General features: G+C 46.5%; 27 protein-coding genes. 12 read left to right on the top strand and 15 right to left on the bottom strand.

Going from position 1 to position 22,766, the window contains the following annotated elements; all coding sequences use genetic code 11:
- Positions 1 to 15: 15 nt before the first annotated feature.
- Genes ftsX through ftsY form a run of 3 tightly spaced genes read right to left on the bottom strand, consistent with a single transcriptional unit; the run spans position 16 to position 3,058 of the window.
- Positions 16 to 996, bottom strand: coding sequence for a permease-like cell division protein FtsX (ftsX, locus tag JAO78_RS00650; RefSeq protein WP_226749422.1), 981 nt, complete (start codon positions 994 to 996; stop codon positions 16 to 18).
- Positions 993 to 1,676: a cell division ATP-binding protein FtsE gene (ftsE, locus tag JAO78_RS00645; RefSeq protein ID WP_226749421.1), complete on the bottom strand. Its 684-nt coding sequence runs from the start codon at positions 1,674 to 1,676 to the stop codon at positions 993 to 995. The genes ftsX and ftsE overlap by 4 nt, the downstream gene beginning before the upstream one ends.
- A gap of 5 nt (positions 1,677 to 1,681) precedes the next feature.
- Positions 1,682 to 3,058 carry a signal recognition particle-docking protein FtsY gene (gene ftsY, locus JAO78_RS00640; protein WP_226749420.1) on the bottom strand — a complete coding sequence of 459 codons (1,377 nt, stop codon included), beginning with the start codon at positions 3,056 to 3,058 and terminating at the stop codon, positions 1,682 to 1,684.
- Positions 3,059 to 3,139: 81 nt separating this feature from the next.
- Between ftsY and rsmD the strand changes: the two genes are divergently transcribed.
- Positions 3,140 to 3,730 carry a 16S rRNA (guanine(966)-N(2))-methyltransferase RsmD gene (gene rsmD, locus JAO78_RS00635; protein WP_226749419.1) on the top strand — a complete coding sequence of 197 codons (591 nt, stop codon included), beginning with the start codon at positions 3,140 to 3,142 and terminating at the stop codon, positions 3,728 to 3,730.
- On the opposite strand, the gene JAO78_RS00630 is transcribed toward rsmD, so the two are convergent.
- Complete coding sequence (locus tag JAO78_RS00630; protein ID WP_226749418.1) at positions 3,719 to 4,345, bottom strand: YjaG family protein; 627 nt, start codon at positions 4,343 to 4,345, stop codon at positions 3,719 to 3,721. The two genes, rsmD and JAO78_RS00630, sit on opposite strands and share 12 nt — an antisense overlap.
- A gap of 350 nt (positions 4,346 to 4,695) precedes the next feature.
- Here JAO78_RS00630 and JAO78_RS00625 point away from each other — a divergent pair, with 350 nt between their 5' ends.
- Positions 4,696 to 5,283 carry a DUF4136 domain-containing protein gene (locus JAO78_RS00625; protein ID WP_226749417.1) on the top strand — a complete coding sequence of 196 codons (588 nt, stop codon included), beginning with the start codon at positions 4,696 to 4,698 and terminating at the stop codon, positions 5,281 to 5,283.
- Between the two features lie 17 nt (positions 5,284 to 5,300).
- On the opposite strand, the gene JAO78_RS00620 is transcribed toward JAO78_RS00625, so the two are convergent.
- Entirely contained in the window at positions 5,301 to 5,876 is a 576-nt protein-coding gene (locus tag JAO78_RS00620) for a DUF3833 domain-containing protein (protein ID WP_226749416.1), read from the bottom strand.
- A 105-nt stretch (positions 5,877 to 5,981) separates the two neighbouring features.
- On the opposite strand from JAO78_RS00620, the gene JAO78_RS00615 reads away from it, so the two are divergent.
- Positions 5,982 to 6,599 (top strand): 2OG-Fe(II) oxygenase, encoded by a 618-nt coding sequence (locus tag JAO78_RS00615; protein WP_226749415.1) that lies wholly within the window; start codon positions 5,982 to 5,984, stop codon positions 6,597 to 6,599.
- 3 nt (positions 6,600 to 6,602) lie between these two features.
- On the opposite strand, the gene JAO78_RS00610 is transcribed toward JAO78_RS00615, so the two are convergent.
- The 3 genes from JAO78_RS00610 to JAO78_RS00600 are packed head-to-tail and all read right to left on the bottom strand — an operon-like array spanning position 6,603 to position 8,442.
- Positions 6,603 to 7,043: a DUF192 domain-containing protein gene (locus JAO78_RS00610; RefSeq protein ID WP_226749414.1), complete on the bottom strand. Its 441-nt coding sequence runs from the start codon at positions 7,041 to 7,043 to the stop codon at positions 6,603 to 6,605.
- 5 nt (positions 7,044 to 7,048) lie between these two features.
- Positions 7,049 to 7,927: a 4-hydroxybenzoate octaprenyltransferase gene (gene ubiA / locus JAO78_RS00605; RefSeq protein WP_226749413.1), complete on the bottom strand. Its 879-nt coding sequence runs from the start codon at positions 7,925 to 7,927 to the stop codon at positions 7,049 to 7,051.
- Entirely contained in the window at positions 7,924 to 8,442 is a 519-nt protein-coding gene (locus JAO78_RS00600; protein WP_226749412.1) for a chorismate--pyruvate lyase family protein, read from the bottom strand. The genes ubiA and JAO78_RS00600 overlap by 4 nt, the downstream gene beginning before the upstream one ends.
- Positions 8,443 to 8,595: 153 nt before the next feature.
- Between JAO78_RS00600 and JAO78_RS00595 the strand changes: the two genes are divergently transcribed.
- Positions 8,596 to 8,994, top strand: coding sequence for a flagellar basal body-associated protein FliL (locus JAO78_RS00595; RefSeq protein ID WP_226749411.1), 399 nt, complete (start codon positions 8,596 to 8,598; stop codon positions 8,992 to 8,994).
- A 7-nt stretch (positions 8,995 to 9,001) separates the two neighbouring features.
- On the opposite strand, the gene glpG is transcribed toward JAO78_RS00595, so the two are convergent.
- Together glpG and glpE are read right to left on the bottom strand one after the other, a co-directional pair.
- Entirely contained in the window at positions 9,002 to 9,811 is an 810-nt protein-coding gene (glpG, locus tag JAO78_RS00590; RefSeq protein ID WP_226749410.1) for a rhomboid family intramembrane serine protease GlpG, read from the bottom strand.
- Positions 9,798 to 10,121, bottom strand: a complete 324-nt coding sequence (glpE, locus tag JAO78_RS00585) for a thiosulfate sulfurtransferase GlpE (RefSeq protein WP_226749409.1) — start codon at positions 10,119 to 10,121, stop codon at positions 9,798 to 9,800. Before glpE ends, glpG begins: the two co-directional genes overlap by 14 nt.
- A 151-nt stretch (positions 10,122 to 10,272) precedes the next feature.
- Here glpE and JAO78_RS00580 point away from each other — a divergent pair, with 151 nt between their 5' ends.
- The 6 genes from JAO78_RS00580 to dusC all read left to right on the top strand — a co-directional run bounded on the left by JAO78_RS00580 (position 10,273) and on the right by dusC (position 15,260).
- On the top strand, positions 10,273 to 10,863 hold the full coding sequence (locus JAO78_RS00580; RefSeq protein ID WP_226749408.1) for a LemA family protein: 591 nt from the start codon (positions 10,273 to 10,275) through the stop codon (positions 10,861 to 10,863).
- Positions 10,864 to 10,866: 3 nt separating this feature from the next.
- Positions 10,867 to 12,675, top strand: coding sequence for a M48 family metallopeptidase (locus JAO78_RS00575; RefSeq protein ID WP_226749407.1), 1,809 nt, complete (start codon positions 10,867 to 10,869; stop codon positions 12,673 to 12,675).
- A gap of 81 nt (positions 12,676 to 12,756) precedes the next feature.
- Entirely contained in the window at positions 12,757 to 13,221 is a 465-nt protein-coding gene (locus tag JAO78_RS00570) for a hypothetical protein (RefSeq protein WP_226749406.1), read from the top strand.
- A gap of 42 nt (positions 13,222 to 13,263) precedes the next feature.
- Complete coding sequence (locus JAO78_RS00565; protein ID WP_226749405.1) at positions 13,264 to 14,136, top strand: HDOD domain-containing protein; 873 nt, start codon at positions 13,264 to 13,266, stop codon at positions 14,134 to 14,136.
- 1 nt (position 14,137) lies between these two features.
- Positions 14,138 to 14,293: a DUF2256 domain-containing protein gene (locus tag JAO78_RS00560; protein ID WP_226749404.1), complete on the top strand. Its 156-nt coding sequence runs from the start codon at positions 14,138 to 14,140 to the stop codon at positions 14,291 to 14,293.
- A 1-nt stretch (position 14,294) separates the two neighbouring features.
- Positions 14,295 to 15,260 carry a tRNA dihydrouridine(16) synthase DusC gene (dusC, locus tag JAO78_RS00555; RefSeq protein ID WP_226749403.1) on the top strand — a complete coding sequence of 322 codons (966 nt, stop codon included), beginning with the start codon at positions 14,295 to 14,297 and terminating at the stop codon, positions 15,258 to 15,260.
- 37 nt (positions 15,261 to 15,297) lie between these two features.
- Here dusC and tdh read toward each other — a convergent pair whose 3' ends face one another.
- From tdh to JAO78_RS00540, 3 genes are all read right to left on the bottom strand, one after another.
- On the bottom strand, positions 15,298 to 16,323 hold the full coding sequence (tdh, locus tag JAO78_RS00550; protein WP_226749402.1) for an L-threonine 3-dehydrogenase: 1,026 nt from the start codon (positions 16,321 to 16,323) through the stop codon (positions 15,298 to 15,300).
- Between the two features lie 14 nt (positions 16,324 to 16,337).
- Entirely contained in the window at positions 16,338 to 17,534 is a 1,197-nt protein-coding gene (locus tag JAO78_RS00545) for a glycine C-acetyltransferase (RefSeq protein WP_226749401.1), read from the bottom strand.
- Positions 17,535 to 17,664: 130 nt separating this feature from the next.
- Complete coding sequence (locus JAO78_RS00540; RefSeq protein WP_226749400.1) at positions 17,665 to 18,336, bottom strand: TetR/AcrR family transcriptional regulator; 672 nt, start codon at positions 18,334 to 18,336, stop codon at positions 17,665 to 17,667.
- A gap of 109 nt (positions 18,337 to 18,445) precedes the next feature.
- On the opposite strand from JAO78_RS00540, the gene coaD reads away from it, so the two are divergent.
- Positions 18,446 to 18,955, top strand: a complete 510-nt coding sequence (gene coaD, locus JAO78_RS00535) for a pantetheine-phosphate adenylyltransferase (protein WP_226749399.1) — start codon at positions 18,446 to 18,448, stop codon at positions 18,953 to 18,955.
- 97 nt (positions 18,956 to 19,052) lie between these two features.
- Here the strand turns inward: coaD and JAO78_RS00530 are convergent, their stop codons facing one another.
- Together JAO78_RS00530 and JAO78_RS00525 are read right to left on the bottom strand one after the other, a co-directional pair.
- Entirely contained in the window at positions 19,053 to 19,787 is a 735-nt protein-coding gene (locus tag JAO78_RS00530) for a SapC family protein (protein ID WP_226749398.1), read from the bottom strand.
- A gap of 193 nt (positions 19,788 to 19,980) precedes the next feature.
- Positions 19,981 to 21,579: an AbgT family transporter gene (locus tag JAO78_RS00525; RefSeq protein ID WP_226749397.1), complete on the bottom strand. Its 1,599-nt coding sequence runs from the start codon at positions 21,577 to 21,579 to the stop codon at positions 19,981 to 19,983.
- Between the two features lie 399 nt (positions 21,580 to 21,978).
- Between JAO78_RS00525 and JAO78_RS00520 the strand changes: the two genes are divergently transcribed.
- Entirely contained in the window at positions 21,979 to 22,728 is a 750-nt protein-coding gene (locus JAO78_RS00520) for a 3-hydroxybutyrate dehydrogenase (protein WP_226749396.1), read from the top strand.
- Positions 22,729 to 22,766: the final 38 nt, after the last annotated feature.

The following is a 22,766-nucleotide window of genomic DNA, read 5'->3' as shown; positions in this document are numbered from 1 at the left end:
TAAGCACTTTTAGTACTATGGGCCAGATGGCTCAATCGCCCGAATATGTCGGCGTACCGAAAGGTAAGAACCGCCAACACCTAAGGATACCGCCAGTAAAATAACACCGAAAAATTCGTATAGATTCATCGCCTGTAATTGAAAGTCGCTCTGATAAAGACTGGTGATATCACTGATGGCTCCCCGTAACCCCCAAAGCAAGGTTTCAGAAACCAAAAACGCTAATAAGCCGCCTAGCACACCAAACCATAAACCCGTGTATAAAAAGGGGCGCTGAATAAAACTATCAGTGGCGCCGACCAATTTCATCACTTCAATTTCAGCTTGTTTGCTGATAATCGATAAACGAATAGTATTACTCACAATAAACAGAACTGCGCTGAGTAAAAGTAATGCGATGGCAATCACGGCTTGCTGCATCAAGCGCACCACCGCTTCTAAGCGGGTTAGCCACTCCAAATCCAGTTTAGCGAACTCAACGATGCGCTCAGCCGCTAATTGTTGCATTAAGGCCCGCGCTGCCGCAGGCTCAGTGTTCGCGGGCATAACCACTAACACATCTGGCAACGGATTTTCTGTCAGGTAATTCAGGGCTTCACCAAAGCTAGAGGCGGCTTGAAATTCAGCCATCGCATCGGCTTTATTGATATGCCTAACCGCGGTGATCTGTGGGTCGGCTTTTAAAATAGTTTGCAGGCTTTGAATTTGCGCCGCCGATGCGTCCTCCCGAATAAATAAATTAATTTCAGCAGCTTTAGCAAAGCTATTACTGATTTGCTGGGCGTTCTTGACCAATAAGTGCAACGTAACCGGTAAGGTTAAACTGAGCCCCAGCACAATAATGGTTAAAAACGAAGCCGCAGGCGTACGCCATAACTCACCTAAGCTACTTAAAGCTTGGCGGATATGATGCACAAAAAACATCAGAAAACGGCGCACCAAGCTAATACGGTTAGCCTTCGCTCCCGTAGCGCGGCCACTGAACAAAATACTCATACTTGAATCCTCGTTGGGTTCAGATCATCGTTGATCATGCGCCCTTGCTTTAAGGTCAAAGTACGATAACGCATTCGCGCAATCAGCCCCAAATCGTGGGTTGCTACCAATACAGACACACCAACCTGATTAAAAGCTTCAAAGACTTGCATAATATCGCGTGATAATTCGGGATCAAGGTTACCGGTAGGCTCGTCTGCGAGTAACAGCGGCGGCTTATTTACTACCGCCCGAGCAATGCCGACACGTTGTTGCTCACCGCCTGATAAGGTTTCAGGCAAACAACGTTGCTTATCTAACAGCCCTACTTTATCGAGAGCGGCATGCACACGTTTAACCATCTCTTTGCCCGTAAAGCCTTCGATAACTAAGGGTAAGGCGACATTATCAAAAACGGTATGATTCATTAATAAGCGGTGGTTCTGGAAAATAATACCTACATCACGGCGAACATAAGGAACTTGGCTGCGCTTTAAACGGCTTAAATCAATATTATTGATCATCACCCGCCCGGTGCTAGGGCGCTCGATCATGCTAATCAGCTTTAAAATGGTACTTTTACCCGCACCAGAATGGCCGGTTAAAAACACCATTTCGCCTTTGGCGATGCGGAAATTGATACGCTCAAGCGCCACAAAACCGCCGGGATAACTTTTGCTGACATGATCAAACTGCAACATGAGGTTTAGTCCTTATTAAATAACGCCCGGATAAAATCTTTAGCTGCAAACTGCCGCAAGTCATCAATGGCTTCGCCTACACCGATAAAACGGATCGGCACTTTAAACTGATCCGCAATTGCGAAAATCACCCCGCCTTTGGCTGTGCCATCTAGCTTAGTTAAACTAATGCCCGTTAGCGGCACAGCCTCATTAAATAACTTGGCTTGGCTTAGCGCATTTTGGCCGGTGCCAGCATCTAACGTTAGCATCACTTCATGTGGTGCCTGCACATCAATTTTTTGCAGCACGCGTACGATTTTCTTCAACTCTTCCATTAAGTGCGCTTTGTTTTGTAAACGCCCTGCAGTATCAGCGATTAAAATATCCACTTTACGTGCTTTAGCCGCTTGATAAGCATCAAAAATAACAGAGGCACTGTCGGCACCGGTATGCTGTGCAATAACGGGGATCTTGTTACGCTCTCCCCACACTTGCAATTGCTCTACCGCAGCGGCGCGAAAGGTATCACCAGCGGCTAACATTACGCTCTTACCTTGCTGTTTAAATTGCTGTGCCATTTTTCCGATAGTGGTGGTTTTACCCACACCGTTAACGCCAACCATTAAAATAACAAAGGGGCCACTGCTGTTTTCTGGGATTAAAGGCTGTTCCACATCGTGTAATAACGTTGCCATATCCAGTTGCAGTTTATCAAATAATAAACCCGCATCTTTTAATGCTTTGCGATCGGCATGTGTAGTGAGTTGTTTAATCAGCTTTTGTGTCGTGTCCATGCCCACATCAGCCAGTAATAGCTGCGTTTCTAATTCTTCGTACAACTCTTCATCGATTTTCTTACCGACAAACAAACCCGCTAAACCGGCGCCGAGGTTTTGGCTGGTTTTTGCTAAGCCTTGTTTTAAGCGTGTGAAAAAGCCCGGTTTTTTCTGTGTCTGTGCGGCAGCGATGGGCTCTGCATTGTTTTCACCGCTGACTGCAACATCAGGTGAAACTGCAGCATGCTGGCTTGAAGTCTCCACCTCGGCATGAGGTTTCGTGGCTGCTTGCTCAACCTCGGCAGATTTTACAGGAGCGGCTTCGACAGGCGTTGGCTCTGCGACGCTCTCTGCTGGTTTTAACGCCGCCGTCACAGCAGTGGGTTCTGACAGTACTTGCACATCAGATGCTGGAGTGGCATCCGTTACGGCAGGCTCTGCAGCAGCCGTCTCTGGTGATTTATCTGCGTTAGGCTGGGTTAGCGTTACCAAAGGCTCAGCAGCAGGTTCAACTGCCGCAGGCGTTGCATCGTTTTTGTTGGTATCCGCCGCAGGGGCATCGGCCGGTGGGTTATTTTTCTTACCAAAACCTAACCAGGAGAAGAGTTTATTTTGTTTTGTCATATGCTTTTGTGTCAGAGTCGGAAAACTAGGATAAAATTGGCTTTATACTAACACCTTTATCAGCAAGGCAAAATGCAATAGATGAAACAACTGAAAACGCATGCGGCTAAGGCAGCACAACCTGGCTTTGTCAGAATTATCAGTGGCAAATGGCGCGGTAAAAAGCTGCCGGTAGCCGATGCTCTGGGTTTGCGCCCAACCACCGATCGAGTAAAAGAAACGCTATTTAACTGGTTGATGCACGATACTGCACAAAGCACTGTGCTAGATTGTTTCGCCGGCAGTGGCAGTTTAGGTTTAGAAGCCCTATCGCGGCATGCGGCCTTTGTAACCTTAGTTGAAAAGGCGCCCAACTTGGCTAAACAATTACAGCAGCATTTACGCCAGCTCGACGCCAGCAACGCTGAGGTGTTAAATCAAGATTGTTTATTGTGGTTACAGCGCCCGGCGCTACGCCAATATAATTTAGTGTTGATTGACCCACCCTTTCGCCAGAATTTAGCGCAGCCATGCTGTGCAGCATTAGAACAACAAGGTTGGTTGGCTGAAAATGCGCTGATTTATCTGGAAACAGAAAAGGAACTGACATTAGAAAGCATACCGGCGAATTGGCGCTTATTAAAAGAGAATATCGCCGGTCAGTTAGCGTATCGCTTATGGTTAAGAGGCTGATGAAGGATTTTGGGGCAATTCCATCGCTAGGTTGGTCAGCCCCTGCTCTTTTACCCAGGCCTTAAGGCTTTGCATTTGCTCACGACCTATCACGGTCATCGGTGTTACTAACGCGATAAGCTCAGCTAAACACTCCATTTCATAGCACATTAGCGGATCTTCACGCACAATCTTCTTCAACTCGGCTTCGGTAGTAATATCTTCATCAACCGTGTTGTATTCAATTAAACGCGCCACTGTCGCTTGCGAAATTTTAGCGACATTGAGAAACTCTGCGGCATCTAGCTGACAAATACCATTTAACATCATATCTAACGCCGTGGCGCAATCAACCGCCGGATAAACACCGAACATATCAAAATGATTCACTTCTGGCGTCACCAACTCGAGCTCTTCCGCTAAACGCTCAAAGTTAATTTTAACTTTTTTTACCGTTAACCATTCCCAGCACAGATCTAAAATATTGCGTAACAACTTGCTGTCACCAAACTCGCTTACTTCAGCAAACAACTGATAGTTCGGTAACATTCTTTCCATTAACGTCGCGGCAATCGCGGCTTGTTGATATAACGATAATTCGCGCATTAATTGAAAGTTATTCGCTTTTTGATTCATAAAGATCCTGCTAAGGGTACTGACAAAGACAGCGTGGTTAAGTGAGTTGTCGATTATAGCCTAATGTTAGCGATCGATGTTGCAAGCATCGGCGAGAATATTCGACTATTTACACTGACCGCATGTTGGCCTCGAAATATTTTTGCACCATGCCTTACGCCAAGGTCGGCGCAGTGTATGATAACTATGGCTCAGTATTATGGCGCAATTCGCTATAATAGGAACCTTTAAGTAGTTTTAACAGTCATACCCTGTGCAGATAATGCCAGATCCAGTCGATGCTAAGTGCTGATCGCACTTGGGCATTTTGCAGTAAAATACTTTGTATCAGTAACGGTAAGCAGGTGTTTATGAACAGACAATCTTTTTCAACCATGTGGCGTACTTTAGTAACAGCGGGCAGTTTGCTGCTCCTTAGTGCCTGCGCGACTGGCCCTACCGTACGCTCAGATCAAGCCCCCGATGCCAACCTGGCTAATTACCAAACCTTTGGCTTTATGACCGAGTTAGCCACTGACCGGGGCGGTTATACTTCGCTGGTGACACAACATCTGAAAGCCGCGGTCACAGCTGAAATGACTGCACGCGGTTATCGCTTCTCTGAAGAAAGCCCGCAGTTATTAGTCAATTTTAATTCGAACGTGGAGCAACGCACTGATATTCGCACTACCACTTCTGCCGCGCTTGCGCCTTATAGCTATTACCACTACCGTCGTGGTTTTTACAGCCCGTTTCCTTACTATCAAAAAGAGGTAGAAACCGTGCGTTACAAAATTGGCACCGTCAATATCGACGTGGTTGATGCGGCACGTAAGCAATTAGTGTGGGAAGGGGTTGCTGAAGGCGTGTTAAAAAGACAAGATTTAGAAGAGCCACGCCAAGCAATGGCTCAGGTTGTTGCGAATATTTTCGACAAGTTCCCACAACCGCGCCGCTAAGCGGCGCGCTAGCTGCTTTAGCTTTTACTGGCCAGTTCAGCAACCTGCTGTTTGAGGTTACTGCAACTGGCTTGCGGATTTAGCTGTTGAATAGACAAGGTTAATTCCGCCACCTTAATTCCAAACTTATGCATTGTTGTGCGGTTAATCAGGTTTTGTTGATCCACCAAGTACAACCAATCTTTAACCGTAACATCTAATTCATCACCGTTATACGGAATACGCAATACATACTGCCAATAAAGGCTATTACCGGCCAACTGGCCATTTGCTGCACCCACGACATCCCCTGCAGAACCGGTTATGCGACCATCGGCAAATTGCGTTAACTGCCAATGCCGCTGCTCAACTCGGCCATCGCTAAAATAAAAGACTTCATATAAGTCACCTTTATCACCCTGCCACTCACCGCACAAGTCTGCAGTAAAGCGTAATGTTTGCTTACCGCGCCAATCGTGCAGTACCCCATAAGCCTTGCCACTGCCTAAGAAAAATTCTTTTAACGAAAGCTTGGGTGTTTCGGCTTGATACTGCTGCACCGACTGACTACAACCGGCCAGCAATAACGCCGCCGCCATGATACAAATACGCATATCGGATCTCCTGATAAACCTTGCTTAAGCATACGCCAATAACTACCGTCTGGCTCAGTACTATGGCAAACTAGCACCCCGTTACTCTTGCCAAGAAGACTCTTCATGTTCAGAATTGACCCTGCGCAATTTGCCCCCTTATTGGACAAATTTAACCAACAGGGATGGGTATTAGCCCCTCACTTTGTGCCTGCGGCTTTAAATCAGGCGCTATTAGCGGATTTGCAGCAACAACAGTTGCAGCATGCGGGCGTAGGACGACAGCAAGCGCATAGCATCAACGCAGACATTCGGCGTGATAAAACGGCGTGGTTTGATGGGCAAAGCACCGCGCAACAACAGTACCTGCAATTAATGCAAGCCTTACAACAGGCGTTTAATCGGGCATTTTTTTTAGGGTTATTTGATTTTGAGTGTCACTATGCGCGTTATAGCCAAGGCGACTTTTATCACAAACACCTTGATGCATTCCGCGGCCGCTCTAACCGGGTGCTGACCACCGTAAGCTATTTGAATACGGTCAGCCAAGGTGGCGAACTACAACTGTTTAGCGAAGAGGGTCAACTTATCAGTAGTATTGTGCCAACGGCAGGCAGTTTAATTTTGTTCGAAAGCGAGCGTTTCCCGCATCAAGTATTACCGGCCGTAGACGAGCGTTACAGTATTGCCGGTTGGTTTAGACGCAATAATAGCCTGCAAGGACACATTGATCCGCCTAATTAACATTTAAGGTTTTGCTTCTGCGGCCAGTAAACGTACAGGAGTACCTTTACCTAGGTTTTGTGCAGCAAACCAACCTTGCGGCATTTCTAATGCCGCAATAATGGCAATCTCAGAGGGTACCGGCGTTTCATCAAATGGTTGCAGCTGACGAATATGGTGGATGGTCCAATCTTCGGTAATAAAGGCAACATCCAACGGCATGCTGGTGTTGCGCATCCATAAACTGATTGCTTGTGGTTCGGTATAAAGCAGCAACATACCGGGTTCAGCCTGTTGTTGAAACATTAAACCCTGGGCGCGCAACGCAGGAGTATTGGCCAACTGCACCGGTACTGTTACCGTGTCTAACTGCAAACGCGCAGCGGGAAAAGTCAGCAGCGTCGTCTGCGTTATCGCGGCACAACTGGTTAATAACAAACAGAAACTCAGTAACCATGCTTTCATGCAAATCACCCCTGGCTTTGTTGAGCAAAGCTCACAAAAAGCCCAATAAAAATAATTAAACCCACATAGTGGTTATGTAAAAAGGCTTTAAAAGCACCTTGCCTGCTGTTATACGCTAACCAGTGCTGGTAAGCAAAAGCCGGTAGCGTAGCAACAATAGCCAGATAATACGGCCAGCCTAATAATAATTGCCAGCCAATCCAGCTTAATAGGCTTAAGAAGATCAGTTGCAGCACGGCAATAATCGGTAACGCGAAGGCACCAAACAAAATCGCAGTAGATTTTACGCCAATCTGTAAATCGTCTGGCCGATCGACCAGCGCATAGTAGGTATCATAAGCCACTGTCCAACATAAATTAGCTAAATACAACGCCCAAGCATAACCGGGGATCTCGCCCTGATAGGCCATAAATGCCATCGGAATCCCCCAACTGTAAGCCGCACCTAAAACCACTTGCGGTAAATGAGTGTAGCGCTTCATAAAGGGGTAACAACTGGCCAGCAGCACAGCCACTAATGCCAATAATTGGGTGGCCCTATTGAGAAACAGCAATAAGCTAGCCGCCAGCACCAGCAGTAGGACAAACAATTGCAACGCTTCGCGGGCGGTGACCGCGCCAGTGGCAAGCGGTCGGTTTTTCGTGCGTTCTACCTGACCATCGACTTTACGATCAGCATAATCATTAATCACGCAACCGGCTGAGCGCATTAAAATCACCCCTAATGTAAAAACCAGCCACATGCTAAAAGACGGTATACCTTCGGCTGCGAGCCACAGCGCCCACCATGTTGGCCATAGCAGCAAATAAATACCAATAGGTTTATCTAGTCGCATTAACTGGCTATAAAAAGCCCGATGCTGCCAACGTAACTGCCAACTCATAAATTTAGTACCCCGGGCAAAAAGACTTCTGCAACCAATAACGGTTGCTCTGCTACTGAAAATACCGAGCGTCGCGCCCAAAAATACCCCGGTGACACGCCAGCAAAACCTTTAGTTAAGGCTAATTGTGCGACTTCAATAGCGCTTCTACTGACATCATCAAATTGAAATAGCAACTCGCCCAGCGGCTGTTCCCCTAGCGCAACTAAGGCTTGGATGTGCTGCATACTTTGCTCCGGTAACCAGCTTTGAGCATAAACGACAGGTTGTTCGTTACACCACATTAACACTTCTCGGCACACACACTGCTGCACTGGCTTTGGAAAACTCGCTTGTAGAAAATGCGGCAGTACAGCAGTAGTCTCGGCAATAACTTGTAAGCGAAAAGACGTACTGTGCGCTTTTAATCTGGCGGTTAAAGAACCCGACTCTAACAGCCAAGGCGCTAAAGATGTGGGTAAAAGCGACGTGGCCGCATGCTGCCAAGCCTCTTCTAATGATAAAACAACACTCATCGTTTTCTGCTATCAAGCCCTTATAAAAAGTTGCCGCATCATAGCAACTGCTTAAATTTTTTTCAGCTCAAATTGCCCGTGCACTAGGTGATTTCAGGATCTGCTGATATTATTAAAACACGTTATCTCTTTACGGTTACGGAATTTCTGCCTTTGAAATCAATTCTGCAAAGTCTATGCTTCGCCCTGTTGCTGTCTGGTACTGCAGCGGCGCAACAAACAACTACCGAAGTGGTTTATTACGGTTTTGAGCCGGATATCGTGACGAATTTTGTCTCGGAAAATCGCCGAAGTTTAGGCTATGTGCGAGTCTCCATTGAGTTGATGTTGCCAAATAAAGAAATGCTCTCAGTGATCGAGTATCACGAGCCGATGATCTTAGACACCATTATTGGTATTTTAAGTAAACAGCCTGAACAAAAAATTAAATCAATTACCGGTCGTGAAGAAATCCGTTTAGAGATTTTTGAACAGTTAAAAGTGGTATTGAAACGGGAAACCGGCCAAACCATGGTGCAAGATATTTTATTTACAAAGTATCTTTACCAATAAGCCCGCTTTACACGGGCTGTTTTGAATGACGCAATACAGCCCAAATCAGGCCACACGCCAACCCGCCTAAGTGTGCCCAATTGGCCATATTAACCCACAGCACATCCATAAATCCTAAGGCTAACCACAACACCATAAACGCCGCTAAACCATCGGTCACCGGGTAATGGTGTTTTCCGGCCAACTTATCACTCAGCCAACAATAGCCAAACAGCGCATACACCACGCCCGATAAGCCACCAAAATCAGGGCCAACTAACGCCAACTGCAAACCATTTGATAATAATGCACTACTCAAGGTTAATTGAATAAGCAACGCACTGCCCGCTCGCTGTTCGATTTTTTGCCCAAGCAAAAACCACCAACACAAATTAAACACGATGTGCGTTAGCGAAAAGTGCAGCAGTATTGGTGTTATCCAACGCCAAATTTGCGCCGGCTCTGTTAACATCAGAGCGCTATTGGCCGCTTGAAAACTGAGTTGTTGCCATAAATATATTAGGCATACCAACAGCACGATGAGTGAGGTAACAGGAGATTGCAGTAACTGTGACCAACGCAAACTTGGCCGCTTACCGCTTGTTGCTATGGTTCGGCTTTGTTGCCAAGCGGCGGCTTGATAACGGGCGTGCTCGGGTTCAGTCAAAAACTGCTTTAATAACGGCTCAATTTGGCTCAGTTGCTCGGCCGGTGCGGCTAAGGTGGTTGTTTGCCCTTCCTGCGCCAGCTCTACCTGCAAACCTTTGCTGGTGCAATAGTCTGCAAATAAACGCGCAGGAATAGCCGACTCAAACGCGACAAACTTATGCATTGTCATCAGTGACAACCGGATATTCGGCACGCCAAGCTGCAACGCCACCGTCCATGCTGTACACCTCTTCATAGCCTTGTTGTGCTAAATATTGCGCGGCACCTTGGCTAGAATTGCCGTGATAACACACCACAACCACGGGCTGCTCAAACGGAAACTGCTGCATAAATTGCACAATACTGCCATTTGTTAAGTGATAAGCGCCTTCGATATGACCGGCAGCAAAACTGTTTTCATCCCGAATATCCGCAATAATGGCTTGCTGCGTGATCAGCTGTTGAGTTTCGGCCACCGAGATACGTTTAAAATCGCTCATTTTCACCTCATTCAGAAAAGGCCTTATCATAGCGCAGCGCTTTGTGAATAGCAGCCTTGATAACAAACTTTACACGCATTAACCGAAGAACTGCTGGACAATCAGTTAAACCTTCGTTAACAATAAACCAAATATATTGTTGGAGTAGGCTATGGCACCCCTTATCATTTTAGCGCTGATCGCGGCTCTGGTGTTTTACATCATCAGCATCTTTAATCAGCTGGTAAAACTCAGAAATCGTTTTCAAAACGCCTTCGCACAAATCGAAGTGCAGCTGAAACGTCGTTACGATTTAATCCCGAATTTAGTCGAAACCGCGAAAGGCTACATGAAACATGAGCGCGACACGCTTGAAGCGGTGATTGCAGCGAGAAATACCGCGTTAGCGGGGCTAAAAGTGGCTGCCAATAATCCAGGTGATGCCGGAGCAATTGGCCAACTGGCTGTTGCTGAAGGGGCATTACAAAGCTCAATGGCGCGCTTTAGTATGGTGATGGAAGCTTACCCTGACTTAAAAGCCAGCGAAAATATGCAGCAATTATCAGAAGAGCTGACCAGCACAGAAAATCGTATTGCTTTTGCCAGACAAGCGTTTAATGACGCGGTAACAGACTACAACAGCTACAAGCAAAGCTTTCCGCCGATGTTTTTCGCAGCCAGTTTTGGCCATAGCAAAGATGCGGTGTTATTAGAGTTTGCTGATAGCGCAGCCATTCAAGCGGCACCGAAAGTTAGCTTTTAAATAATGGCGACAAACTTTTTTCAGCAGCAAGATTTAGCACGTCGCAATACCCGTTTGTTGGTGGTGATCTTTGGTATGGCGGTGTTGTCGCTGATTGTGCTAACTAACTTGCTGGTGATGATTAGCCTGGGTTTTGTGCAAGACGTACAAAGCAGCTTTATGCTGCCATGGGAAGTGATCAGCAGTATCAGTTTAGTGGTCATTGCCGTGGTCGGTTTAGCTATTATGGCTAAGTGGCAGCAGCTAAAACAAGGTGGCCGCACTATTGCCGAGGCGCTAGGTGGTATTCGGGTAACCCCTGATACCGCAGATAGCGCAGAGCGCCGTTTACTGAATGTGGTAGAAGAAATGGCCCTGGCGGCTAATTTGCCTGTTCCCCCCGTTTATTTGCTACCTGAAAGCGGTATCAATGCCTTTGCCGCCGGTTACAGCCAGTCTGACGCGGTGATTGGTATCACCCAAGGTAGCTTGCAACAACTAAGCCGAGACGAATTACAAGGCGTTATCGCGCATGAATTTAGTCATATTTTAAATGGTGATATGCGGATGAATATCCGCTTGATTGCCATTTTAAATGGCATCTTGTTTATTGGTCATATTGGCTATTATTTATTGCGCTCTGGTCGCGGTAGCAGCGCACTGATGAGTAGCCGCACACGCAATAAGAATGCTGGTGGCTTATTACTGTTTGGCATTGGTTTAGTGGTGATCGGCTATCTAGGTTCATTTTTTGGTAATTTAATTAAGGCTGCGGTAAGTAGACAACGCGAATATTTAGCGGATGCTTCTGCGGTTCAATTTAGCCGGAACCCTTTGGGTATCAGTGGCGCCTTGAAACGGATTGGCGGCTATCAAGCAGGTTCAAAAATTAACCACCCGAACGCGGATGAAATGAGCCATCTCTTTTTTGGCGAAGCACTGAGTCGCTGGACCAGTATCTTTGCCACTCACCCGCCTTTAGCAAAACGTATCCAACGCTTAGATCCCACTTGGAATGGTCGTTTCGCGGCAGCAACGAGTACAAAAAAAAACAGTACAGAACAAGCCACGAGCGACTCGCCGGGATTATCCGCGCGTCAGAGCATGCTCGCTGCCCTGCCGTTGCTATTAAGCCAAAGTAGCCATCAGCTATTACCCGCTAAAGCCATTGTTTGTGCCATGTTACTGACCCCAGAGCAATTGGCTACACAATTAGCTATGATTAAAAACCAAGGCTCACCCACCCTTTTACAACAAGTGGATCAACTGGCCGATGAGGTAAGCCGTTTACCACTGGCGCAACAGGTGCAATTACTGCAACTGACAATCCCTACACTGAAACAACTCAGCGCCAGCGAGTTTCAGCAATTTTCAGCGCTGCTACAACAATTAACCGCCAACAACCCCAGCTTACAAGCTTGGCTATGTTTAAATTTTATTCAGCATACTGTCGCCAGTCAGTTCAGCGCTAAAAACGTACATCATCGCGCGCATTCGCACAGTTTGGCGCAGTTACAGCCCCAATTAACTCTCTTATTCAGCGCACTAGCCGACTGCGCTGGGCCAGAGCAAGCCGAGCCCGCGTGGCATGCCGCTTGGCAGCAACTGGCTTTGCCCAAGGTGCCGGCAAAACCCGTTACCGACTACCAAGCACTAACAGCTGCTTTACCTATGCTAATCAACGCTGCTCCCAAAGTTAAACAACAACTGTGGCAAGCCGTACTTGTTACTATCGCTGCTGATAAACATTTCAGTGACGCAGAACAAGCGATGACTAACTTATTGGCAATGCTCTTAGAAATGCCCGTCCCCTTAACAGCAGATTTTAGTTAGGTGTTGATTTTCAGACAGGGCTTTAGCACAAGCGCAGGCTAAGGTACAATGTGCGCTTTGTTGAATTGCCTGGAAGGTGCCATGTCTGATAATCGCTTATTCTTGTTGTACGATGCCTCGTTCGACGAAATGGATGCAGAAGGCTGCCCAGGATTTGGTTATGTTTTATTATTTTCTGCCGACGATGTAGAACAATTTCAACCGGGTGAAAACCCCGAGTGTGCTGCAGTGTCTATGCTATTTACGGATCATGCTGATGGCAGTATCAGCGGCGATTTATTAGGTTGGGCACATGTTGATGCCGCTATTTTTCAAGAATACCCGTTAGGTCAATTCTTAGTATTAATGGAACAAGCGGCTCAAGTAGCGATTAATGCTTATCGTCAGGTCGGTCAGGTACCCGATAAACTGGTTGCAGTGAATTTACCGGATGACGAATTATTGCAATTTGATGTGCAGTTTAATGATTTGCAACTCACAGAGCAGCAAACTGAACAACAACTGGCACAGCAATTGATGCTTGGTCGTCCTTACCTCGATTCATAACAGCAACATTAAACCGTTTTAACAAGCACGCGGAGTAGCGGCATGGTACAAGCAATCAATATGGGCTTAATTGAGCAAGCCTTACAAGGTTTCACCATTCCACCGCAGCCGCAAATTTTGCAGCATATTCAAAAACAACTTAGCAGTCAGGATCCTGATCTGAATCGTATTGCAGCCCTAATCGCACTGGATATCGGTACTGCGGGTTTTACTTTAAAAGTAGTCAACTCTGCCTTTTTTGGGCTGAAAAATAAAATCACCTCTATAGAGCAAGCCTGCCGCTACCTGGGCTTAAACCGTGTGATTATGTTGGCGCGCAGTGTGTTATTACGCTTTACTTTGGAAGAAGGGCGCCAAGATGCTTTTAATCAAAGGCTCTGGAATAACGCCTTGCACACTGCCAATATTGCCATGACACTCGCCAAACAATTGAATTTTAGCCAACAGGTCCAAGATGATTGCTATTCTCTGGGCCTGTTTCGCAATGCCGGCATGGCCTTAATTAGCCAACAGCGCAATGACTATGCCGCAATCATGCAGCAAGGCCTGCAACAGCAACAACATTATAGTGAAATTGAAGAGCCACGTTTTCACACCAGCCATGAAGTATTAGGTTATTTGATTGCCGAATCTTGGGGGCTGTCAGACATGTTGTGCAATGTAATTGCTTATCACCATAGCACGCCTCTAATCCTAGCAACTGAAAACCCAGCCGAACAGCAACGTTTTGCGCTGTTAAAGATTGCAGAGTATTTTAGTGGTGAAAGCCGACAATTGTTCTCTGTTCATCAAGATCCTGAGTGGCAAAGCCAGCAAAGCGCCATCCTCGATGTATTGGAGCTAGAGCCGCTGCAATTACCTGAACTGGCGGAACTGCTGCATCGCCAAGATTTACATACCATTTATAGCGTTTAAAATGGCGCATAAGAAATGTCATTTACCTGAAAAAATCTGCCCCGTCTGCCAACGCAGTTTTAGTTGGCGGAAAAAATGGCAGCAGCACTGGGACGAAGTGCGTTATTGCTCAGAGCGCTGCCGACGTCAACGAAACAACGATAAAGTAACCCCCTAATATGCGAATTATCTTGGCACCGATGGAAGGTGTTGTCGATCACTTGATGCGCGAAATGCTCACTGCCATTGGTGGTTATGATTTATGCGTTACCGAGTTTGTTCGTGTTGTCGATCAAAAACTGCCTGCCCGGGTCTTTACGCGGCTTTGCCCAGAATTATTACAAGGCGGTAAAACCCTTGCCGGCACACCTGTACGCGTTCAGTTGTTAGGCCAAGAGCCCGACTGGTTAGCCGAAAACGCCGTGCGTGCCGTCGAGTTAGGTTCGCCAGGTGTCGATTTAAACTTTGGTTGCCCTGCAAAAACCGTTAATAAAAGCCGTGGCGGTGCTGTTCTGCTGCGTGATACCGAGCAGTTGTATCGTATTGTCAAAGCCGTACGTGCTGCGGTACCGGCTGAATTTCCAGTGACAGCTAAAATTCGATTAGGTTATGAAGATACCCGTTTAGCCATTGCTAATGCCTGCGCCATCGCCGAGGCGGGTGCTAGTAGTTTAGCCATTCATGCTCGCACTAAATCAGATGGCTATCGCCCACCCGCTTATTGGCCTTGGATCGCGAAAATTAAACAACAGGTCGCTATCCCATTAGTCGCCAATGGTGAGATCTGGAATGCCGAACAGGCTTTGTTATGCCAAGAGCAAAGCCAATGCCAAGATATTATGCTCGGCCGTGGTGCCTTAGCGATGCCGAATTTAGCTCAACATATTCGACTAAAACAGCCACCATTACCCTGGCCTGAGGTACTCGCGCTATTAATGCGCTATTCGGAATTTGAGATGTCGGGCGAGAAAGGTAAGTATTACGCCAACCGCGTAAAACAGTGGTTTAGCTATTTAAAACTGCAATATCCACAAGCCAGTGAGTTGTTTCAGCAATTACGTGTGCTGACTCGAAGCGCCGATATTTTAGCGCTATTGCAACAGCAGCGAGAAATAACAGAGCGAGCCGAAGCTCGCTCTGTGTAATGCAGTTGGCTGTGTTTTTTAGTACACAGCAAAAGCCTTAAGACCAGTTTAAGATCACTTTGCCCGATTGGCCTGAGCACATAATCTCAAAGCCTTCTTGGTAGTTTTCCATCGGCATTTCATGAGTGATAATCGGGCTTAAATCTAAGCCTGATTGAATTAAGCTGGCCATTTTGTACCAGGTCTCAAACATCTCACGGCCATAAACGCCTTTAATCACTAAACCTTTAAAAATAACTTTATTCCAGTCAATCGCCATTGAGCTGGGTGGAATACCCAGCATGGCAATTTTACCGCCGTGGTTCATGGTATCAAGCATGCTGCTAAATGCAGACGGCACACCTGACATTTCTAAACCGACGTCAAAGCCTTCGGTCATGCCCAGTTCGCGCATCACATCTTTCAAGTTTTCTTTACTGACATCAACGGCACGGGTTGCGCCCATTTTTTTAGCGAGTTCTAAGCGATAAGGGTTTACATCGGTCACCACCACATGGCGTGCACCGACGTGCCGAGCTACGGCAGCCGCCATAATACCAATAGGACCAGCACCGGTGATTAGCACATCCTCACCCACTAAATCGAATGACAATGCGGTATGCACCGCATTACCGAACGGATCGAAGATTGCCGCGATGTTGTCTGGAATATTGTCGGCGAGTTTAAAGGCGTTATAAGCAGGGATCACTAAATACTCGGCAAAAGAGCCGGTACGGTTAACGCCCACACCTATGGTATTTCGGCATAAATGCACGCGACCAGCACGACAGTTACGACAATAACCGCAAGTGATATGGCCTTCGCCCGATACGCGATCGCCTATGCTAAAGCCACGAACTTCTGAGCCCATGCCTTCAATCACACCCACATACTCATGACCAACAACCATACCATGCGGAATGGTATTTTGCGCCCACTCATCCCATTTGAAGATATGCACATCGGTGCCGCAAATAGCGGTTTTCTTGATGCGAATTAACACATCGTTCGGGCCCACTTCTGGTTTTTCAACTTCCGTTTGCCAAATACCCGGTTCTGCTTTTAACTTTGCTAATGCTTTCATTACTACGCCCCGCCTTATGCGATCACGCCCATGTCTTTACCAATTCGGATAAAGGCCGAAATGGCTTTATCTAATTGCGCTTTTGTGTGTGCTGCTGAAATTTGTGTGCGGATCCGCGCTTGGCCTTTTGGCACCACGGGAAAGGAGAAACCCACCACATAGATCCCCTCTGCCAACATGCGTTTTGCCATTTCGGCGGCGACCTTGGCATCCCCTAACATCACCGGAATAATGGCATGATCTTTACCGGCCAGCGTAAAACCTGCCGCCGTCATTTGCTCACGGAAATAATTAGCGTTTTGCCATAGCTGCGCGCGCAATTCATCACCTTGCGCCAGCATGTCTAATACTTTAATTGACGCGGTAACAATAGAGGGCGCTAAAGAGTTCGAGAACAAATAAGGCCTTGAACGTTGCCGTAACCAATCAATAATGGCTTTTTTACCCGAGGTATAGCCACCTGAGGCGCCGCCTAAGGCCTTACCTAAAGTGCCGGTAATAATGTCGACACGATCCATTACTTCACAATATTCGTGAGTGCCGCGACCGTTTTTACCAACAAAACCGACCGCATGACTGTCATCTACCATGACCATGGCATTATATTTATCGGCCAGATCACACACTGACTTCAGATCGGCAATGACGCCATCCATCGAAAAGACACCATCAGTAGCAATGAGTTTAAAGCGCGCACCGTCGGCGTCGGCTTGTTTTAATTGCGCTTCTAATTCGGCCATATTGTTATTGGCATAACGATAGCGTTTCGCTTTACACAACCTCACGCCATCAATAATAGAAGCATGATTCAGTGCGTCAGAAATGATCGCATCTTCAGCACCTAAAATCGTTTCAAATAAACCTGCGTTAGCATCAAAGCAAGAAGAATACAAAATGGTATCTTCGGTACCAAGAAACTCGCTCACTTTGGCTTCCAAGGTTTTATGAATATCTTGCGTACCACAGATAAAGCGCACCGATGCCACACCAAAACCATGGCTTTGCAAACCGGCCGCGGCGGCAGCAATCAGATCAGGATGATTGGCCAACCCTAAATAGTTATTCGCACAGAAATTGAGTACCTGTTGCGAGCCAACCGTCACATCGGCTTGCTGTTGCGATGTGATGATACGTTCTGCTTTGTACAGACCTTCTGCTTTCACCTCTTCGAGTTGTTGTTCTAGATGGTGCAGAAAAGCGCCATTGCGCATAAAGCCTCCTCTGGCAATATTGGGCAGGAATTAAGCTGTTGAACTCGCTATTGTAAAGATTTAGTGCGGTGACTGCAGCGTTCAACGTGAAGCAGCTCGACGGCAGCGCCGCCAAGCTGTAAAGAAAAGCCTACAAATCGGCAGCAAATTCATCGCTACCGGCTAAATCGGTATAATGCTGCTGTAGCTTCCGAAAATCGGGTAATGCTTCTGCCGTGGCATAAGGCTTAAACAACAAGAGAACTTTTAGTACGCCGCGATATAAATTAGCCTTATTGACTGCCGCTAACGGTGCTTGGGTTTTTAAATAGCTGATCCAAAAACTCACCAGCAACTTGATATTATGCGCTACGTCGCGGATATCATTGGGCTCGATAGCAATCACCTTAGCGTCATTTAAGCCCTTAATCACCGCCATGACCCGTGCTAACACGTTTTGTTGTACGTGCAAGTAATCTTGCTGTAACGCAGGATCGCGCGCCAAAATATCCGGCAAATTGGCATAAAAAAACTGGAAACGCCACATTAACTCAAACACCGCATCAAGATAGTCGGTCAGTAAATCCAGTGCCTGTTCAGGCTGCGCAGGAGGTTTGATCCGTGTATCGAGTAATTTGGCATATTCGCGAAAGATCTGCCGCACAATATCTTCTTTATTTCTGAAGTGATAATACAAATTACCCGGGCTTATGCCCAAGTGTGCAGCGATATGGTTAGTGGTAACTTGACGTTCACCTACTTCGTTAAATAAAGCAATACTGGCCTGTAAAATGCGGTCTTTGGTTCTTAACTTCTTTTCCATTACGTCGTGCGAGCTTCTGTTAATCAGCAGTTATTTTGTTATAGTAACGCCAAACTGAATGTAATTACCAGCCACGCTTTTGCGTACGCTGGCCGAGGACCACCCATAGATGAAAATCCGCGCTATTTATCCTGGCACTTTTGACCCTCTGACCAATGGCCATGCTGATTTGGTTTTGCGTGCTGCCCGCCTCTTTGATAGCGTCGTCGTGGCAGTGGCGTCTAACCCAAGTAAACAACCGTTATTCACTTTAGAAGAGCGCGTAGAACTGGCTAGAGCGGCATTTAAAGATTGCTCTAATGTCAGTGTCATTGGCTTTTCCGGCTTGCTCGCCAAGTTTGGCCAAGAACAACAAGCGCAAGTATTGATCCGTGGTGTGCGTGCGGTCGCTGATTTTGAATACGAGTTTCAGTTAGCCAGTATGAATCGTTCGTTAAACCCGGAATTAGACAGCATCTTTATGACACCCTCTGAAAAAAATACCTTTATCTCATCCACCTTGGTCAAAGAAGTCTGTCGTCATGGCGGTGATGTTTCGAGCTTTGTCCCCGAGCATGTCAGAATTGCGCTGCAAGCACGTTTAGCCCAAGTAGCTGCAATAGCTAAGCCCATTGGCTGAATGACTTAAATACCGCTCAAAAAAAGGGGCTCAGTAAAACTGCGCCCCTTTTTATTGCACTGGCGGTTACTGCAACAGTAACCGCTTAGCTTTGGCATTATTCTGTTTTTGCAGCAGCGGCGGCATCACGTGCGGCTAACTTTTGCACTAATTTTTGCGTATGCTGAAGTGACATCAGGTGAGCATAAATCGCAGTTAAGTAACCTAACTTACGTAATTCAAGGAAGGTTTCATCGCTTAATTCATTCAACGCTTTATCATCAATCATGTTAATACCGTTGATATTACGCTTTTCTTCATTGATGGTAACAGTAAGCACTTGCTCTTTAATTAGGCCTAACTCTTGCATTTTTAGCGTGAAGTTATGAGTAATTTGGCTAAAATCAACAAAATCTGCCATTTGCTGTTTACGAGCAACTAAGTAGTCGCTTTCAGTGCCGTCTTCATTAAACAAGGCAAAACCTTCAGTGTCGTTCACACGCTCAGACGATTCGTCGATAGCCACGATTAAACGATCACTACCTGGCTGATCTTGTACTAGCACTAGAGGATAATTACGAGCAACACGAGGAACGTACATACCGTCCCACTTGCCATCTTTGATCACCAGGTTTTGCTGCGCTGATAAACCTAATAACACCACGGGTTGGAAATTTTCACCCGATTGATCTTTAACAAAAACGATAGGGAATTCAGCACCCGCAACCACAAACTCATGTACTACAACCGGTAACATATGCTCATTAGCAATGTGTTGAAAAAGATTTTGCGTATTGATCTTGGTTTTGGCGTGACCTTCTTTGTGTAACGCCACTACTTTATTTTCTGCCATATACTACTCTGCTCTCTAAATTTTAAATTAAGTATGTTGTGTTGGTTCGCTGCAGCATCTCACTCATTAACCTGGCTATGGAACGGTCGGCCCGCAGTAAGGCGGAACAAGCCAGACGTTATACAGACTGCTGCTTCGCTGCCTGAGCCATGTTATATCACAGCTTTCAAGCAGCGGTAAGCCTGATCACCAATTACTGTGTGAATTCGTAATAGGTCGGGGCATTTGGCCCCACGGGCATCCCTAATAAGAACACCCATGTATAAAATAACAGGACCCAACCCACAAAAAATACCATGGTGTAAGGCAGCATAGTGGCAATCAGCGTACCGATCCCCATGTTCTTTTTATAACGAGAGGCCACCGCCAAAATAAGCCCAAAATAGCTCATCATTGGCGTAATAAGGTTAGTGACTGAATCACCAATACGGTAAGCCGCCTGAATCACCTCTGGTGAGTAACCGACAATCATCAGCATCGGCACAAAAATGGGTGCGAAAATCGCCCACTGTGCAGAGGCAGAGCCCAAAGACAAATTGACAAAAGCACACATCGCGATAAAAAACACGAAGAGTTCTGGCCCGGTTAAACCAATATTTTGTAACAAGGTGGCGCCTTTTACCGCAAATATCGCCCCTAAATTTGACCAGCCAAAAAACGCGACAAACTGCGCCGCAAAAAACACCAGCACAATATAAAGACCCATCGAGCTCATGCTTTTAGCCATGGCATCAATCACATCACGATCGCTTTTCATGGTGCCAACAATGCGACCATAAACGTAACCCGGAATACCAAAAGTAATAAAGATAAAAACAACGATGCCTTTAAGAAACGGGGAGTTATCTACCAAGCCGGTTTCGGGATGCCGTAACACACCATTTTCTGGCACGATACTGAGCGCCAGCAAAATGCCTAAGAATAAAAACGTTAAACCCGCCGCTTTTAAACCGCGTTTTTCTTGAGGCGTCAGTGCATCGAGTTTTTGCTCACCCAAATCAACCGAGGCTTCATTCGGGTTGTATTTGCCCAGTTTTGGCTCAACGATTTTTTCTGTGACTAAAGCACCGAGCGCAGCAATTACAAAGGTACTGACAATCATAAACCACCAGTTAGCTTCGGGGCCAACGACATAGTTTGGATCAATTAAATTCGCCGCTGAAGTGGTAAAGCCTGCCAGTAAGGGGTCGACCGTACCAATAAATAAGTTGGCACTGTAACCGCCTGAAACACCAGCAAAAGCGGCAGCTAAACCGGCTAATGGATGACGGCCTAACGAGTAAAAAATTAAGGCAGCCATCGGAATGAGCACCACATAACCCAGCTCTGAGGCGGTATTAGAGATGATACCGGCAAACACAACCGTGACCGTGACCATGCGTTTTGATGCATTCATCACTAAGCCACGCATCGCCGCAGAAATTAAGCCGGAGTGCTCCGCCACACTGACACCCAGCAAGGCCACTAACACCACGCCTAAAGGCGCGAAACTGGTAAAGTTAGTGACTAAATTTGAAATAATCCGCTGTAAGCCATCAACCGTCATCAGGCTTACCACCTGAATGGTGCCGTCGGCTGCGCGGCCAGAGGTACCCTCAGGTCTTGGATCAATCGCACTAAAATCAAAGTAAGCGGCGATACCACTGCCAAAAACCACGGCAATAGCAAAACAAGCAAATAAAGTTACAGGGTGTGGGAGCAGATTACCTAAAAATTCTACAGTATCGAGAAATCGGGTAAACCAGCCACGTTTTTCCGCAACGCCGTTTGGCGTTTTGCTGGAATTCGTCATCAATCGGATCCTCTTGGTCAAAGGTGGCGCAATAAGACAGCGTTATTGCAAACCAGACGGTTTTTATTTTAATAAGCGCCAAGGTTGGTTTGCCTTACTGGCTGCTCAAGTACCGTTCTGGTGAATTGTAAAAGCGCTAAATCTATCACAGGAAATCAGTAGCGCAAAGCTGCAAACCTTTTACCGCTTTACTTTCATCGTTAAAAGCCACTCACTGGCGAACCTTTATTGTGGTCATTTCGCTGCAGATTGTCGCTTTGGTTAAGCCCAATAAAAAGCATTTTAATGCCCTAAACTGTATTGGTTAACCACACGCATGACACACATAGCACTAAAGTACCGTTGAAGTAAGACGCCAGCTTTCTTAGCATGTTAAGTATTATTTATAGGAGAGTTACTATGCGCGTAGTCGTTACTGGAGCCACCGGCGGCATTGGTTTTGCCGTTGCCGAAGCCTTTGCTAAAGCAGGTCATGCTGTGGTGTTGGCCGATTTAAATGCTGAATTACTGAAGAGCAAAACGGCAGAGCTCACCGCTGCCGGATATATCGCCGACGCCTTTGTATTAGATGTCACCAATGCCGAGCAAATTGCCGCATGTGCCGCACAATTTCCAGCAGATATTTTAATTAATAATGCAGGTATTCAGCATGTTGCTCGCTTAGAAGACTTTCCACCAGAGAAATGGGCATTATTATTGGATGTGATGCTAACCGGCCCCGCCATGTTAACGCGGGCCATGTTGCCGCATATGCAGCAACAAAACTTTGGTCGGGTGATCAACATTGGTTCTATCCATGCGTTAGTGGCATCGCCGTTTAAATCGGCCTATGTAGCAGCCAAGCATGGTTTACTGGGCTTTAGTAAAGTGATCGCACTGGAAAACGCAGATAAGAACTTTACCATCAACACCATTTGCCCAGCTTATGTTAAAACGCCATTGGTAGAAAAACAAATTAGTGCCCAAGCTAAAGAGCATAACTTAACCGAGCAGCAGGTCATTGAACAAATTATGCTAGCGCCGATGCCACAAAAGGCTTTTATTGATGTCAGTGAAATTGCTGAAACCGCCTTATTTTTGTGCCAACCGGCCGCCAAACACATTACGGCGCAAACCCTAGTATTGGATGGTGGCTGGACAGCACGCTAGCTGAACCCGTAAAACTCAGGCACAATCAGAGTATTATG

It is taken from the genome of Alishewanella maricola (genome assembly GCF_016343785.1).
Lineage (GTDB): Bacteria > Pseudomonadota > Gammaproteobacteria > Enterobacterales > Alteromonadaceae > Alishewanella > Alishewanella maricola.
Note: the sequence above shows the minus strand (reverse complement) of the source record. Positions and strands in the feature narration are given on the sequence as shown.

Excerpts from the sequence above, each read along its gene's own strand:
- ftsX (WP_226749422.1), bottom strand. The coding sequence starts at position 996 with ATGAGTATTTTGTTCAGTGGCCGCGCTACGGGAGCGAAGGCTAACCGT.
- ftsE (WP_226749421.1), bottom strand. The coding sequence starts at position 1,676 with ATGTTGCAGTTTGATCATGTCAGCAAAAGTTATCCCGGCGGTTTTGTG.
- ftsY (WP_226749420.1), bottom strand. The coding sequence starts at position 3,058 with ATGACAAAACAAAATAAACTCTTCTCCTGGTTAGGTTTTGGTAAGAAA.
- rsmD (WP_226749419.1), top strand. The coding sequence starts at position 3,140 with ATGAAACAACTGAAAACGCATGCGGCTAAGGCAGCACAACCTGGCTTT.
- JAO78_RS00630 (WP_226749418.1), bottom strand. The coding sequence starts at position 4,345 with ATGAATCAAAAAGCGAATAACTTTCAATTAATGCGCGAATTATCGTTA.
- JAO78_RS00625 (WP_226749417.1), top strand. The coding sequence starts at position 4,696 with ATGAACAGACAATCTTTTTCAACCATGTGGCGTACTTTAGTAACAGCG.
- JAO78_RS00620 (WP_226749416.1), bottom strand. The coding sequence starts at position 5,876 with ATGCGTATTTGTATCATGGCGGCGGCGTTATTGCTGGCCGGTTGTAGT.
- JAO78_RS00615 (WP_226749415.1), top strand. The coding sequence starts at position 5,982 with ATGTTCAGAATTGACCCTGCGCAATTTGCCCCCTTATTGGACAAATTT.
- JAO78_RS00610 (WP_226749414.1), bottom strand. The coding sequence starts at position 7,043 with ATGAAAGCATGGTTACTGAGTTTCTGTTTGTTATTAACCAGTTGTGCC.
- ubiA (WP_226749413.1), bottom strand. The coding sequence starts at position 7,927 with ATGAGTTGGCAGTTACGTTGGCAGCATCGGGCTTTTTATAGCCAGTTA.
- JAO78_RS00600 (WP_226749412.1), bottom strand. The coding sequence starts at position 8,442 with ATGAGTGTTGTTTTATCATTAGAAGAGGCTTGGCAGCATGCGGCCACG.
- glpG (WP_226749410.1), bottom strand. The coding sequence starts at position 9,811 with ATGACAATGCATAAGTTTGTCGCGTTTGAGTCGGCTATTCCTGCGCGT.
- glpE (WP_226749409.1), bottom strand. The coding sequence starts at position 10,121 with ATGAGCGATTTTAAACGTATCTCGGTGGCCGAAACTCAACAGCTGATC.
- JAO78_RS00580 (WP_226749408.1), top strand. The coding sequence starts at position 10,273 with ATGGCACCCCTTATCATTTTAGCGCTGATCGCGGCTCTGGTGTTTTAC.
- JAO78_RS00575 (WP_226749407.1), top strand. The coding sequence starts at position 10,867 with ATGGCGACAAACTTTTTTCAGCAGCAAGATTTAGCACGTCGCAATACC.
- JAO78_RS00570 (WP_226749406.1), top strand. The coding sequence starts at position 12,757 with ATGTCTGATAATCGCTTATTCTTGTTGTACGATGCCTCGTTCGACGAA.
- JAO78_RS00565 (WP_226749405.1), top strand. The coding sequence starts at position 13,264 with ATGGTACAAGCAATCAATATGGGCTTAATTGAGCAAGCCTTACAAGGT.
- JAO78_RS00560 (WP_226749404.1), top strand. The coding sequence starts at position 14,138 with ATGGCGCATAAGAAATGTCATTTACCTGAAAAAATCTGCCCCGTCTGC.
- dusC (WP_226749403.1), top strand. The coding sequence starts at position 14,295 with ATGCGAATTATCTTGGCACCGATGGAAGGTGTTGTCGATCACTTGATG.
- tdh (WP_226749402.1), bottom strand. The coding sequence starts at position 16,323 with ATGAAAGCATTAGCAAAGTTAAAAGCAGAACCGGGTATTTGGCAAACG.
- JAO78_RS00545 (WP_226749401.1), bottom strand. The coding sequence starts at position 17,534 with ATGCGCAATGGCGCTTTTCTGCACCATCTAGAACAACAACTCGAAGAG.
- JAO78_RS00540 (WP_226749400.1), bottom strand. The coding sequence starts at position 18,336 with ATGGAAAAGAAGTTAAGAACCAAAGACCGCATTTTACAGGCCAGTATT.
- coaD (WP_226749399.1), top strand. The coding sequence starts at position 18,446 with ATGAAAATCCGCGCTATTTATCCTGGCACTTTTGACCCTCTGACCAAT.
- JAO78_RS00530 (WP_226749398.1), bottom strand. The coding sequence starts at position 19,787 with ATGGCAGAAAATAAAGTAGTGGCGTTACACAAAGAAGGTCACGCCAAA.
- JAO78_RS00525 (WP_226749397.1), bottom strand. The coding sequence starts at position 21,579 with ATGACGAATTCCAGCAAAACGCCAAACGGCGTTGCGGAAAAACGTGGC.
- JAO78_RS00520 (WP_226749396.1), top strand. The coding sequence starts at position 21,979 with ATGCGCGTAGTCGTTACTGGAGCCACCGGCGGCATTGGTTTTGCCGTT.